The sequence below is a fragment of the Variovorax sp. genome (assembly GCF_035634955.1).
Lineage (GTDB): Bacteria > Pseudomonadota > Gammaproteobacteria > Burkholderiales > Burkholderiaceae_C > Variovorax.
In genome coordinates, this window is sequence record NZ_DASQBZ010000015.1 from 266,852 (window position 1) to 279,277 (window position 12,426).

The window sequence follows — 12,426 nt, forward strand, 5'->3', positions numbered from 1 at the left end:
CGGGGGTTGCACGGCGCTGTCATGTCGCGTTTCTATGGTCGTGGGCTGTCTTCTTCCCCACACCAAGAAACATGACCGAACCCACGAACGCCTTTCGTCCGTCGCGCCGCCTGGCACTGAAGTTTCTCTCCGCCCCGTTGCTGCCCCTGGGCGGCGCCGCATTCCTGACCGCCTGCGGCGGCGGCTCTGATTCGCCGGCACCGGCGCCGGCGCCGGCGCCCGCACCCGCCCCGGCGCCTGCCGCGGCCACGCCCAACTACGTGTCGGCCACGTTCGGCAGCATGCCCGCGCCCAGCCTGGCGGACCCGGCCGCCATGGCCACCACCAGCGTTGCCTCGGTCATGAAGGTGGCCTTCGACGACGGCAGCAGCAAGAGCTACCAGCTGGCCTACCGGCCCTTCTTCATCACCGGCGACCAGGTGCCGGACGGTAACGGCGGCAAGGTGCTGGCCGGCGGCTACTTCGATGCGCGCAACCAGCCGATCATCGACGCCTCGGTGCCCGGCAAGGAGCGCCAGTTCTTCTCCGACTGCCCCGACGGCAGCTCGCTGCTGGCACTGGACAACGCCAGCGTGCCGGGCCTGCGCGGCAAGGCCGTGTTCGCGGTGGTCCAGTTCGAATATGCATCGCGCGACCAGGCCGGCAACGACACCTACGGCACCTTGCCTTCACCCATCGCCGTGCTCACGCTCGACCAGGATCCGGCCACCGGCAAGCTCGAGCTGGCCAAGTACCACAACGTCGATACGTCGGCCGCCCACGGACTGTGGATCACCTGCGGTGCCAGCCTGTCGCCGTGGAACACCCACCTGTCGAGCGAGGAATACGAACCCGACGCCTTCACCGCGGCCGGCTCCGCCTCGTTCAAGGCTTTCAGCCGGAACGTGTTCGGCGAAGAGACGACGGCCCGGCCGTACCACTACGGCCACCTGCCGGAGGTGACGGTGAACCCGGACGGCACCGGCACCATCACCAAGCACTATTGCCTGGGTCGCATCTCGCACGAGCTGGTGCAGGTCATGCCGGACAAGCGCACCGTGCTCATGGGCGACGACGCCACCAACGGCGGCCTGTTCATGTTCGTGGCCGACCGCGAGGCCGACCTTTCCGCGGGCACGCTGTACGTGGCCAAGTACGCGCCGGGTCTGTCGATCGACCCGGCGGCGGCACCGGCCGCGATCAGCTGGATCAACCTGGGGCATGCCACCAGCGCCGAGATCGAGGCCCTGGCCGACACCCTGGCTGCCACCGACATCATGGACCTGAAGACGGTCGACCCGGCCGACGCCAGCTACACCAAGATCTTCTACAACGGCGCGGCGCAGTGGGTGAAGCTCAAGCCCGGCATGGAGAAGGCTGCGGCCTTCCTGGAAACGCACCGCTACGCCGCGCTGGCCGGTGCCAGCATGGCCTTCACGAAGATGGAAGGCACGACGGTCAATGCGGCCGACAAGGTGGCCTACTCGGCCCTGGCCAACATCCAGGACTCGATGATCAGCGGCGGCAAGGGCTGGAGCGCCGACACCAACATCGCGCTGGCCAAGACGCTCAAGGCCGGCGGCATCGCTGCACATCAACTGGGCGCAGGCCAGGGCGATACCGGCGGCGCGGCCATTGCCAGCGAATGGGTGCCGACCTCGACCCGCATGCTGCTGGTCGGCGAGGACATCAGTGCCGATGCGCTGGGCAACACCGCGAATCCGGACCGGATCGCCAGCCCCGACAACCTCAAGTTCTCGGAGAAGATGCGCACGCTGTTCATCGGCGAGGACAGTGGCAACCACGTCAACAACTTCCTGTGGGCCTACAACGTCGACACGAAGGACCTGTCGCGCATCCTGTCGACGCCGGCCGGCGCCGAGTCGACCGGCCTGCATGCGGTGGACGAGATCCACGGCTGGACCTACATCATGAGCAACTTCCAGCACCCGGGCGACTGGAGCGGCCTGCACGCGAAGGTGCAAGCCACGCTCGATCCGCTGATCCGCGCGAACTACAAGGATCGCTATGGCGCGGCGGTGGGCTACCTGACGGCCGATCCGCTGCAGCCCTCGCTCCAGGCCAGCGCGGCCTGAAGGCGTGGCGGCCGCGGCGCGCGAGGCCCGCGGCCGCTTACTTGGCCGGCGGCGCCGGGACCGGCGTCACCGTCTCGCGCAGCACGCCGCCGCCCATCACGCTGCCGCTCGTGCTGGCGCCGCCCCCGGCGCCGCGCACGCGCGCCTGGCAGTCCGCCTGGTCGGCCGCCGGAAGGCGCTTGCAGCGGTCCAGCGCGTTGGCCTCTTCGGAGGTCGCGTTCTCGTGCGTCAGTGCACCTTGACCCGCAGCCTGCCGGGCGGCGCCTGCCTCGCGCAGGCAGGCCTGCCGGTCCTGCTGTACGCCGTCGCAGTTGGGTGGGGCGGTGCCGGGGGTGCCCTGTGCCCAACTGGCGCCGGCCAGGCAAAGTACGCCCAGGGCAAGCGCCGTACGTGGCATGTGAATACGCATGGGGTTCCTCGATGTCGTGGCTTCGGGGCCCAGTATGAACGCTCGGGCGCCGAGGCGCACCGCGCCTGTCAATGTCGCGCCGGATCGATATTGCGCGCCGTGCCCAGCAAGGTGGCGCACAAGGTTTCTTCGCCGCCTTCGACTGCGTAGACCTCGGCCGCGCAGATCGTCAGCAGGCGGCCTGCGTCGACCACCCGCCCGCGCGCGCGCAAGTGCGTGCCGCGGGCCGGCGCCATCAGCTTGAGCGTGCCGTCGATGGTGGCGTTGATCCAGCCGTTCGGCAGCACGGTGCCGGCCGCCGACACCGCGGCGAAGTCGGCGATGGCGAACACGGCGGTCGCCTGCAACTGGCCAGGACGGAAGCAGAACGCATCGAGCACCGGCATGCGGATCTCGGAGCGGCCAGCCTCCAGATGGTCGAACTGCAGCTGCAGCGTGCGGGCCATCGGCATCGCCAGCACTGCTTCGCGGACCTGTTGCGCATTGCTCATGCAAGGCTCCTGGTGGACGGGCCCCGAGCGTCGCGCGCCTGCTCCGCGCGATGCAATCACCTGCGCGACGGTTTGTCGCAGAATCGGCGGCTTGCACGTCGTTCCTGTCACTCATGCGTCATGCCCATGAATACTCACGAGTCCGGCCGATCAGGCCATGACAAGGGGCCGCCCTATCGTGGCGGCTGCCTGTGCGGCGCGGTGCGCTACGAGGTCGGCACCGTGATCGACCGGGCCTCGCATTGCCACTGCAGCATGTGCCGCAAGGCGCACGGGGCCGCGTTCGCCACCTACGCCACCGTACCGGCGGAGCACTTCCGGATCACCCAGGGCGCGGATTCGCTGCGCAGCTATGTCTCATCGCCGGGCAACACGCGCACCTTCTGCATGCACTGCGGGTCGCCGATCACCTGGGTGAGCGAACATGCGCCGGACCAGGGCAGCGTCGACGTGACCCTGGGCACGCTGGAGACGGCCGTCCAGGTGCCGCAGCAGTGGCACATCTTCGTGGCGTCCAAGGCGCCGTGGTACGTCATCGACGATGGCTTGCCGCAATGGCCGCAGCGACGGCCGCGCGGCACCGCCCGGCCCGGCACGGGCGAGCCGTCGTGAGCCAATGCCGCTGCGGCCGCGCGGACAGGGCCTTTACAGTCGCGCAATGACCGAGAACGAGACCAGGGAAGAAATCGTCCGCGTTGGCCGCAGCCTGTTCGAGCGCGGGCTGGTGCATGCCACGGCCGGCAACATCAGCGTGCGCCTGGACGATGGCGGCTTTCTCATCACCCCCACCGACGCCTGCCTGGGCTTTCTGGATCCGGCGCGGCTGGCGCGGCTCGACGCCAGCCTGCAGCAGGTGGCCGGCGACCGTGCCAGCAAGACCATCGCGCTGCATGCGCGCATCTATGGCAGCGCACGGCGCTTCGACGCCGGCACCGCCTGCGTCATCCATACCCATTCCACGCACTGCGTGGCGCTCACGCTCGATGCCGACGGCGGAGCCGAGCTGCTACCCGCCCTCACGCCGTACTTCGTGATGAAGGTCGGCCACGTGCCGCGCATTGCCTACCGCCGCCCCGGCGCCGCCGAGGCGGCCGAGGCGGTGGCGCAGGCCATCGAGCGCTATGGCGCGCGCGGCACGCCGATCCGCGCGGTGATGCTCGAGCGCCTCGGCCCGAATGTCTGGCACGACACGCCGGCCGCCGCCATGGCAACGCTCGAAGAGCTGGAAGAGACGGCGCGCCTGTGGTGGCTGGCCGGCAGCCGCGGCGGCGAGCACCGTCCGGCGCCGCTGGACGAGACACGCATCGACGAACTGCGCCGCCAGTTCGGCGCCCGCTGGTGATCGGCGCCGGCACAACGAAAGACCCATCCGAGAAAAGCACATGCCACGATTCGCAGCCAACCTGTCGATGCTCTACACCGAGCTCGATTTCCTCGACCGATTCGACGCCGCCGCGCGCGATGGCTTCGGCGCCGTCGAATACCTCTTCCCCTATGACTACGACGCACGCGAGTTGCGCGCACGGCTGGACGCCAACGGGCTGCAGCAGGTGCTGTTCAATGCACCGCCGGGCGACTGGGGCGCCGGCGAACGCGGCCTGGCCTGCCTGCCCGGGCGCGAGGCGGAGTTCCGCGAAGCGATGCTGCGCGCGCTCGACTATGCGCATGCGCTCGACTGCCCACGCATCCACGTCATGGCCGGCCTGGTGCCGGACGGCATGGCCCGCGAGGCGCTGGCCGGCGGCTACGTCGACAACCTGCAATGGGCCGCGCAGCAGGCGGCCCAGGCCGGTCGCGACGTGCTGATCGAGCCGATCAACACGCGCGACATCCCGCGCTTCTTCCTGAACCGGCAGGACCATGCGCACGAGATCGTGCAGGCGGTCGGCGCGCCCAATCTCAAGGTGCAGATGGACCTGTACCACTGCCAGATCGTCGAGGGCGACCTCGCCATGAAGATCCGCAAGCACCTGCCGAGCGGCCGCGTCGGGCATTTCCAGATCGCCGGCGCACCGCAGCGGCACGAGCCCGACGTGGGCGAGATCAACCACGACTACATCTTCGAGGTGATCGACGAAGTCGCGGCCGCCTGCGGCTGGCAGGGCTGGGTGGGCTGCGAATACCGGCCCGCGCGCGGCGCGGTGCCCGGCGGCACGTCCGACGGCCTGGGCTGGCTGCGCCGGCGGCTGGCGGCCGGAGCCGCCGCGCCGTGAAGCTCGAGGCCCTGCACATTCCGCGCGTGCTGCGCGGCTTCGAAAGCGCAGCCGCCGAAGTGTTCGACGTACGCATCGAGGGCGCCCACGTGGCGGACATCGTCGCCTCGCCCGTCCAGCGGGCGCGCGGCATGCTGATCAGCGCCCCGGTCGACGCCCACGTGCACATCGACAAGGCCTTCTCCGTACGCGAGGTCGGCGCCGCCAACGGCGACCTGTTCACGGCGATCGACCGAACCGCGCGGCATCGGGCGCAATGGCGCGCCGAGGATATCGAGCAGCGCATGGAACGCGCGGTGCGCGAAGCCTGGCAGTGCGGCACCCGCGCAATGCGCACGCACCTCGACTGGCCCGACGCGGAGCCGCCGGTGGCGCTGCAGTGCTTCGAGCGTGTGCGCGAGCGCTGGCATGGGCGCGTGACGCTGCAGTTCGTGGCGCTGACGCCGCTGGATGTCTTCGCCGACGCGCGGGCGGCGCGGCGCATTGCCGCGGCGGTGCGCCAGGCCGGCGGGGTGCTGGGCGCCTTCGTCTATCGGAACGAAGGCATCGTGCACAAGCTCGGCCACGTCTTGGACCTGGCGCAGGAGTTCGGGCTGGCGCTCGATTTCCACGTCGACGAGGGCCTGGATGCCGACGCCACCGGGTTGCGCGCCATCGCGCAGCTGGCACTCGCGCGCGGGCTGGCGCGGCCCATCACCTGCGGCCACGCCTGCTCGCTGTCGGTGCAGGACGCGGTGCAGGCGCGCGACACGCTGCGCCTGTGCGCCGAGGCCGGCATCGCGCTGGTCGCCCTGCCGACCACCAACCTCTACCTGCAGGGCGCGTGGGACGAGACACCGCTGCCGCGCGGCATCACTCGCATCCGCGAGGCTGCCGTGGCAGGCCTGCGCGCCTGCCTGGCGACCGACAACGTGCAGGACGCCTTCTACCCCTATGGCAGCCACGACCTGCTGCAGGTCTTCGGCCTGGGCGTCCAGATGGCGCACCTGGCGCCGGCGACGGACTGGTTCGATGCGATCACCGTCAGCCCGGCGCGGGCCCTGGAGCTGGACTGGAGCGGGCACATCGCGCCGGGCTGCCCGGCGGACCTGGTGCGACTGGCCGCCGCCGACGAGCATGACCTGCTGCACGCCGGGGGCCTGCAGCGCACCGTGATCCGCGACGGCCGCCCGTTGCGGCAGGATGAGCAGCAGGTCGAACAGTACGAGGAAACCGCAACATGACCATGGGCAAACCGATGGCCCGCTACGCTGCCGCCCGGCGCGTGGGCGATTTCGTCTTCATGAGCGGGGTGGTGGCGGTCGACCCGTCCACGCGCCGCGCCGTCGCCAGCTACGAGGAGCTTCCCGAGACGGCGCGCACCGCGCTGCAGGCACTGGGCTACGCCACCGGCCAGATGTCGGTGGACGTGTTCGAGGCGCCCATCGTGGCGCAAAGCTGGTTCGTCCTCGAGCGCATCCGCGCGCTGGCGGCCGAGCACGGCGGCACCATGGAAGACGTGGTCAAGCTGGTCCAGTACTTCCGGCGGCTGGACCACTACCCGGCCTACAGCCGCGTGCGCGGCCTGTTCTACCCCGGCGATCCACCGGTCAGCACGGTGGTGGAAGTGTCGAACTTCCTGCCGGGCGACAACGTGTGGATCGAGGTCGAGGCGACCGTGTACCTTCCCCGCGCCTGAAGGCGGGCGCGGTGCCGCCGGCGGCTCACCCCCGCCGGACCGAGGGGCGCGACTGTTCGGTGATGGCCTTGATCAGCGCATGCGCCTGCAGCGGCTTGGCCACGTGGTTGTCGAAGCCCGCCTCGAGCGCGCGCTTGCGATCCTGGGCGCGCGCGAAGGCCGTCAGCGCCACCGCATACAGTCGGGGTTGTTGTTGCGCCTGCCCGATCCTGCGCACTTCGCGCACCAGCTGGTAGCCGTCGTTGCCCGGCAGCCCGATGTCGCTCACCAGGATATCCGGCCACTTCTTTTCGAGCGTCTGCAGTGCCGAGCCGAAATCCGTCGCCAGCATGACCACGGCGCCGGCGTCCTGCAGCACCACCTGCACCAGTTCCGCCGCGTCCTGGTTGTCCTCGACCACCAGCACCGTCTTGCCGGCCAGTGGCGCGTCGCTTGTCGCCTCGCGTGTCTGGTCCGTGTCGATCGCCGGGAGGCCTGCCGGCGGCCGCCCAACCGCGGGCAGCAGCACCTCCAGCGTGGCGCCCTGGTCCGGCCCCGGACTGCTTGCGCTGACCGACCCGCCGTGCAGCTCCGTCAGGTGCCGCACGATCGACAGGCCCAGCCCCAGGCCGCCATGCACACGGTTGCCCGGCGCATCGCTTTGCGCGAATCGATCGAACAGGTGCGCCATGAAATCGGCTGAAATGCCCTTCCCGTGGTCCTGCACCGTCAGCCGGAGCTGGTCGCCGCTGCGGTGCAGGCCCACCTTCACTTCGCCACCGGCGTGCGAGAACTTGACGGCATTGGTCAGCAGGTTCCACACGATCTGCTGGAAGCGCGTCGGATCGAGCCAGACGTTGCCCACCGAGTCGCCTTCGCTTTCGATCCGCAGCACGATCCCTTTGGCGCGGATCGGCTCCTCGAGCGCCTCGACCGCCGATTCGACCAGCGCCTTCGGGTCGATCGACTCCGGATACAGGCGCAGCTTTCCGGCGTTGACGCGCGAGACGTCGAGGATGTCGCTGATGATCTGGGTCTGGGCCTTGACGCTGCGGTCGATGGCGGCCAGTGCCTTGGTCACGTGTTGGGGGCTGGCGCCGTGCTTTTGCAGCAGGTGCACCCAGCCCGCGATCGCGTTGAGCGGCGTGCGCAACTCGTGCGACAGCACGGCGACGAAATCGTCCTTGGTCCGGCTCTGGCGTTCGGCCGTCGCGCGCGCAGCCTGCTCGCGCTCGAGGACTTCCTGGCGTCGCAGTTCCAGTTCGCGCCGCTCCGAGACATCCACCGCCACGCCGACGCGCAGCCCGGGCTCGACATGGTTGGACATGCTCCATTCCAGGTGCCGCTGCGTGCCGTCGGCGCCATTCAACGGAAACGCCGCTTCCCAGGACGGTTCGTCATCGTGCGTCGAGCGCATCTTGTCGGCAACGATGTCGGCCCACGCGGGCGGGGCGAAGTCGGCCACCGCCCGGCCGACCAGTTCGGCAGCCGGACGGCCGAGCATGCGCTCGAGCGCCGGGTTGACGTCGGCGAACCGCCCTTGCGCGTCCACCAGCGCCATGCCGCTGGGCGCCTGGTTGTAGATTGCGCGAAAGCGAAGTTCGCTGCGGCGAAGCAGGTCTTCGGCCATGCGGGCGCGCACCAGCGCCTGCAATGTGGCGACGAGCATCGCGGGCTCCGCCGGGTGCACCAGGTACGCATCGGCGCCGGCATTCAGGCCCGTGACCTTGTCGGCGTCCTGGACGTAGGCCGCAGACAGGTGGATCACCGGCAGCCGGGCCGTGGCCGGCTGCATGCGCAGGCGATGGCAGACCTCGAAGCCGTCGATGTCCGGCAGATGCACATCCAGCACGATCGCCGAAACATTGCCCTCGCTCGCCAGGGCCAGTGCCTGTTCCCCGGTGGATGCTTCCTCCGTCCGGAAGTCCGCCGCGCGCAGCACCCGGGCGGTGGAATAGCGGGTGGCCGGGTCGTCGTCCACCACCAGGACGGTGTGGCGGGATCGATCGATGGTCGTGTTGATGACGCGAGCGGGCTGCATGCTTCAACTCGCAGTGGCCGCCGGCGGTGCGTCGGGCAGCTGGACGGGAATCACGACCGAAAAGCGCGATCCTTCGCCGAGTTCGCTTTCGACCATGACCTTGCCGCCCAGCAGCGTGGCGAGCTGGCGGCTGAGCGACAGGCCCAGACCGGTGCCGCGCAGGCGCTTCTGCACGGGCGAATCGACCTGGGCGAAGTCGTCGAACACCGCAGCGTGATGCTGGGGCGCGATGCCGATGCCGGTATCCGCCACGGTAAAGCGCACATGGTCGTCGGGCTCGGCCCTGGCGCAGATGCGCACTTCGCCGTGCGTCGTGAACTTGAGTGCGTTCGAGATGAAGTTGCGAAGAATCTGCGACAGCTTGCGGTCGTCGGTATAGAGCCGGGGCAGGCCGACGGGTTCCTCGAACACCAGCGTCAGGTCCGGGTTGGTCAGCATCGGGCGGAACATGCCGCGCAACGCGGAAAACAGGTCGACCATCTCGAACCAGGCCGGCGAGATCTCGACCCTGCCGGCTTCGATCTTTGCCAGATCGAGCAGGTCGTCGATCATTTCGGCGAATTCGGCGGCAGTGGTCTGGATGAACTGCACCTGTCGTTCCTGCTCGCTGGTCAGCGGGCCGTCGACACGGTCCTGCAGCAGCCGCGCGATGCTCCGGATGGCACTCACGGGCGCCCGGAACTCGTGGCTCATGTACGAAAGGAAGCGGCTCTTGAGCTCGGTCGCGTTGCGCAACTGTTCTGCCTGGGCGTCGAGCTCGGCATACAGCGCCACCACGCCACGGTTGGTTTCCTCCAGTTCGGCGCGCAGCGCTGCCAGTTCTCGGTTCGATGCCGCGAGGGCCTCGGCTTGACCGGCGACGGCCGGGTCCGGTTCGTTAGCCTGGTTCATTCGTCTCTCCGTCGCAGCACGACCACCGTCGCATCGTCGCGGTGGCGGCTGTGCTGGCGCACGAGCAGCGCCGCCACCAGCGTAGGGTCGCGGCCGAGCAATGGCAACAGTTTCGCGCCGTCCCATCGTGTCTCGATGCCATCGCTGTGCAGCACGATCAGGCCGTGCTGGGCCCACTCGGCCGTGGTTTCCTCCGGACGCCGGATCTGCAGGCCGGCGGTCCCGTGCTGCGTCAGCAGCGACTTGTCGCAGATGCCGGAAAGCATGCGTCCGACGATGTTGCCGGCGCCGGTGTATCGGAGCGAATCGGCCTGGCCGTCGAGCTCGGCCAGGCAGACGGCGGCACCGCGCGTGGTCTTGAGTTCAGCGTGGATCAGGGCCATCTGGTTGGCCAGCGGCTCCCAGGGCGAGGATTCGAACGTGGCGCAGGCCGCGCCAGAAGCCTTGGCCGCTTCGGGGCCGTGGCCCAGTCCGTCGGCAACCAGCACGCGTGCGCGCGCGCCCTGCATGACCAGCGACCAGCCGTCGCCGCATTCGGTCTCGCCCGGCGCTGGCAGGCACACCGCGCCGAACTGCAGTTCACCGGCTCGCGACCGCGTGCCCGGCTGCGCCGGATCCGGCCCGACGCGTACGACGCAGACCGTGCCGTCCGGGCACGACGAGTGAATGTCGAATTCGTTGGCCAACCGACGTACCGCGCCCAGGCCGGTGCCCGGGGTGCCGCCGGTCGAGAACCCGTCGCGCAGCGACTGGGCCAGGTCGGCGATGCCGGGCCCCTCGTCGATGCTGACGATCTCGACGCTGCGGTCGTGCGGCCGGGCCGCGACCAGCAGGCGCCCCTGTCGGGCATGCCGGGCCAGGTTTGCGCCGAGCTCGGTTGCGACGATGGCCAGTCGCCCGGCCTGAACGTCGTCCCAGCCGAAGGCCCGCGCCAGCTCGGCGCAATGACGGCGCGCCTGTCCGGTCCCACTCGCCTCCTCGCAGGCGAACGCCCGGTGGGTCCAGCCGCGGATCACTTCCATTTGGTGATGCTGACCCGCGTGCCGCGGCCGGGGGCAGACTCGATGTCGAATTCATTGACCAGCCGCTTGCTGCCCGGCAGGCCCAGGCCCATGCCGTTGCCGCTGGTCCAGCCGTCCGACAAGGCCAGCCGCAGGTCGGCGATGCCCGGGCCCTCGTCCTCGAAATGCAGCTGCAGGCCGCGCCGCGCACCGTCTTCGCGGACGCACCAGCGCATGTGACCGCCGTGGCCGTGCACGAGGGTGTTGCGTGACAGCTCGCTGGCGGCGGTCACCATCTTCGTCTGCTCGACCAGCGAGAACTTGAGCGCCTGGCACAGCAGCCGCACGCGCTGGCGCGCGGCCACGATGTCCTGTTCGGAAGCGATCGGGCAACTTCCGGCAAGGTCAGGGTTCAAGTGCGTTCTCCTGGCGGATCCGGTCGAGCAGCTGCATGCCGCGCTCGACGTTGAGCGCCGTGCGTACGCCGGTCAGCGAAAGGCCCAGCTCGACCAGCGTGATCGCCACCGCCGGCTGCATGCCGACGACAACCGTGTCGGCCGACAGGATGCGTGCGATGCCGGAGATGCTGCTGAGCATGCGTCCGACGAACGAATCGACGATCTCCAGGGCGGAGATGTCGATCATCACGCCGTTGGCGCCGGTGTCCGCGATCTTGGCCGCCAGGTCCTCCTGCAGCGTCATGGCGGTCTGGTCCTGCATGTCCACCTGTATGGTGACCAGCAGCGTCGGGCCCATGCGCAGGATGGGAATGCGTTCCATGCGGGCCCCTCAGGCCGCGCGCGAGACGCGCCAGCCGGTGCGCTGCAGCGCCACCGCGAGCGCGTCGGCCAGCGACGCCTTGGTGGTGATGCCCTGCAGGTCGATGCCCAGGTGCACGATGGTCTGGGCGATCTGCGGGCGGATGCCGCTGATGATGCAGTCGGCGCCCATCAGGCGGATCGCCGTCACGGTCTTGAGCAGGTGCTGCGCCACGAGCGTATCGACCGTCGGCACGCCGGTGATGTCGATGATGGCCAGGCCCGAACCGGTCTCGACGATGCTCTGCAGCAGGCTTTCCATGACCAGCTGGGTCCGGCTGCTGTCCAGCACGCCGATCATCGGCACGGCCAGCACGCCTTCCCACAGCTTGACGACAGGGGTGGACAGCTCCAGCAACTCCTCCTGCTGGCGCCGGATGATTTCCTCGCGCGATTGCTGGAAGGTCGTCACGGTGTGCTGCGCCACCCTGTCGATCAGCGTGGTTACCGACCACAGGGTGCCGGCCAGGGCGGCGGGGTCGCTGCCAAAACGCGCCTGCAGGGCGTCGAACAGGGGCTTTTTCAGTGCGAGGACGAACAGGCTGGTTTCGCCGGCTGTCTCGCCCTTGGCGGCACGGGAGCGCGAAAAGCCGGCCAGGCCCTCGCGCAGGCTGCTCCAGGCGGGCGCGTCCAGGGCATCCGGCGCTCCGCCGGCGCGCAGCCCGTCGCGCAGGCCTTCGAGCAATTGCCGGGCCTCGGCCCGGCTCGACTGACTGGCGATCTGGGCGCCGGCGGGCAAGGCGCCTTGCCATCCTTCGATGAGTTGAGATTCGTCCGCGCTCAAGGCGTCCAGGATGGCCTGGTTTGCTTCTTTCATCCGCCGCTCCGGT

14 protein-coding genes are annotated in these 12,426 nt (G+C 69.6%); 6 read left to right on the top strand and 8 right to left on the bottom strand.

What is annotated here, in order from left to right; genetic code table 11:
- Positions 1-71: 71 nt before the first annotated feature.
- Positions 72-2,075, top strand: a complete 2,004-nt coding sequence (locus tag VES41_RS06160) for a PhoX family protein (protein WP_324814319.1) — start codon at positions 72-74, stop codon at positions 2,073-2,075.
- A 37-nt stretch (positions 2,076-2,112) separates the two neighbouring features.
- Here the strand turns inward: VES41_RS06160 and VES41_RS06165 are convergent, their stop codons facing one another.
- A complete protein-coding gene (locus VES41_RS06165) occupies positions 2,113-2,484 on the bottom strand; it encodes a hypothetical protein (protein WP_324814321.1) in 372 nt (123 codons plus the stop codon).
- 68 nt (positions 2,485-2,552) lie between these two features.
- Positions 2,553-2,975: a PaaI family thioesterase gene (locus tag VES41_RS06170; protein WP_324814324.1), complete on the bottom strand. Its 423-nt coding sequence runs from the start codon at positions 2,973-2,975 to the stop codon at positions 2,553-2,555.
- A 126-nt stretch (positions 2,976-3,101) separates the two neighbouring features.
- On the opposite strand from VES41_RS06170, the gene VES41_RS06175 reads away from it, so the two are divergent.
- The 5 genes from VES41_RS06175 to VES41_RS06195 are packed head-to-tail and all read left to right on the top strand — an operon-like array spanning position 3,102 to position 6,866.
- On the top strand, positions 3,102-3,587 hold the full coding sequence (locus VES41_RS06175; RefSeq protein ID WP_324814326.1) for a GFA family protein: 486 nt from the start codon (positions 3,102-3,104) through the stop codon (positions 3,585-3,587).
- A gap of 46 nt (positions 3,588-3,633) precedes the next feature.
- Positions 3,634-4,317: an aldolase gene (locus VES41_RS06180; RefSeq protein ID WP_324814328.1), complete on the top strand. Its 684-nt coding sequence runs from the start codon at positions 3,634-3,636 to the stop codon at positions 4,315-4,317.
- 40 nt (positions 4,318-4,357) lie between these two features.
- On the top strand, positions 4,358-5,188 hold the full coding sequence (otnI, locus tag VES41_RS06185) for a 2-oxo-tetronate isomerase (protein WP_324814331.1): 831 nt from the start codon (positions 4,358-4,360) through the stop codon (positions 5,186-5,188).
- Positions 5,185-6,411 carry an amidohydrolase family protein gene (locus VES41_RS06190; protein WP_324814334.1) on the top strand — a complete coding sequence of 409 codons (1,227 nt, stop codon included), beginning with the start codon at positions 5,185-5,187 and terminating at the stop codon, positions 6,409-6,411. The genes otnI and VES41_RS06190 overlap by 4 nt, the downstream gene beginning before the upstream one ends.
- Positions 6,408-6,866, top strand: coding sequence for a RidA family protein (locus VES41_RS06195; RefSeq protein ID WP_324814337.1), 459 nt, complete (start codon positions 6,408-6,410; stop codon positions 6,864-6,866). The genes VES41_RS06190 and VES41_RS06195 overlap by 4 nt, the downstream gene beginning before the upstream one ends.
- Before the next feature lie 25 nt (positions 6,867-6,891).
- On the opposite strand, the gene VES41_RS06200 is transcribed toward VES41_RS06195, so the two are convergent.
- Genes VES41_RS06200 through VES41_RS06225 form a run of 6 tightly spaced genes read right to left on the bottom strand, consistent with a single transcriptional unit; the run spans position 6,892 to position 12,413 of the window.
- A complete protein-coding gene (locus tag VES41_RS06200) occupies positions 6,892-8,886 on the bottom strand; it encodes a response regulator (RefSeq protein WP_324814339.1) in 1,995 nt (664 codons plus the stop codon).
- A 3-nt stretch (positions 8,887-8,889) separates the two neighbouring features.
- On the bottom strand, positions 8,890-9,777 hold the full coding sequence (locus VES41_RS06205; RefSeq protein WP_324814341.1) for a HAMP domain-containing sensor histidine kinase: 888 nt from the start codon (positions 9,775-9,777) through the stop codon (positions 8,890-8,892).
- A complete protein-coding gene (locus VES41_RS06210; protein ID WP_324814344.1) occupies positions 9,774-10,799 on the bottom strand; it encodes an ATP-binding protein in 1,026 nt (341 codons plus the stop codon). The genes VES41_RS06205 and VES41_RS06210 overlap by 4 nt, the downstream gene beginning before the upstream one ends.
- Positions 10,790-11,194, bottom strand: a complete 405-nt coding sequence (locus VES41_RS06215; RefSeq protein ID WP_324814346.1) for an anti-sigma regulatory factor — start codon at positions 11,192-11,194, stop codon at positions 10,790-10,792. The genes VES41_RS06210 and VES41_RS06215 overlap by 10 nt, the downstream gene beginning before the upstream one ends.
- Complete coding sequence (locus VES41_RS06220) at positions 11,184-11,558, bottom strand: STAS domain-containing protein (protein WP_324814349.1); 375 nt, start codon at positions 11,556-11,558, stop codon at positions 11,184-11,186. The genes VES41_RS06215 and VES41_RS06220 overlap by 11 nt, the downstream gene beginning before the upstream one ends.
- A gap of 9 nt (positions 11,559-11,567) precedes the next feature.
- On the bottom strand, positions 11,568-12,413 hold the full coding sequence (locus VES41_RS06225) for an STAS domain-containing protein (RefSeq protein ID WP_324814351.1): 846 nt from the start codon (positions 12,411-12,413) through the stop codon (positions 11,568-11,570).
- Between the last annotated feature and the right edge of the window lie 13 nt (positions 12,414-12,426).

Bases quoted from the DNA above. Each gene is read 5' to 3' on its own strand.
- VES41_RS06160 (WP_324814319.1), top strand. From the start codon at position 72: ATGACCGAACCCACGAACGCCTTTCGTCCGTCGCGCCGCCTGGCACTG.
- VES41_RS06205 (WP_324814341.1), bottom strand. From the start codon at position 9,777: ATGAACCAGGCTAACGAACCGGACCCGGCCGTCGCCGGTCAAGCCGAG.
- VES41_RS06225 (WP_324814351.1), bottom strand. From the start codon at position 12,413: ATGAAAGAAGCAAACCAGGCCATCCTGGACGCCTTGAGCGCGGACGAA.
- otnI (WP_324814331.1), top strand. From the start codon at position 4,358: ATGCCACGATTCGCAGCCAACCTGTCGATGCTCTACACCGAGCTCGAT.
- VES41_RS06195 (WP_324814337.1), top strand. From the start codon at position 6,408: ATGACCATGGGCAAACCGATGGCCCGCTACGCTGCCGCCCGGCGCGTG.
- VES41_RS06175 (WP_324814326.1), top strand. From the start codon at position 3,102: ATGAATACTCACGAGTCCGGCCGATCAGGCCATGACAAGGGGCCGCCC.
- VES41_RS06165 (WP_324814321.1), bottom strand. From the start codon at position 2,484: ATGCGTATTCACATGCCACGTACGGCGCTTGCCCTGGGCGTACTTTGC.
- VES41_RS06170 (WP_324814324.1), bottom strand. From the start codon at position 2,975: ATGAGCAATGCGCAACAGGTCCGCGAAGCAGTGCTGGCGATGCCGATG.
- VES41_RS06200 (WP_324814339.1), bottom strand. From the start codon at position 8,886: ATGCAGCCCGCTCGCGTCATCAACACGACCATCGATCGATCCCGCCAC.
- VES41_RS06180 (WP_324814328.1), top strand. From the start codon at position 3,634: ATGACCGAGAACGAGACCAGGGAAGAAATCGTCCGCGTTGGCCGCAGC.
- VES41_RS06220 (WP_324814349.1), bottom strand. From the start codon at position 11,558: ATGGAACGCATTCCCATCCTGCGCATGGGCCCGACGCTGCTGGTCACC.
- VES41_RS06210 (WP_324814344.1), bottom strand. From the start codon at position 10,799: ATGGAAGTGATCCGCGGCTGGACCCACCGGGCGTTCGCCTGCGAGGAG.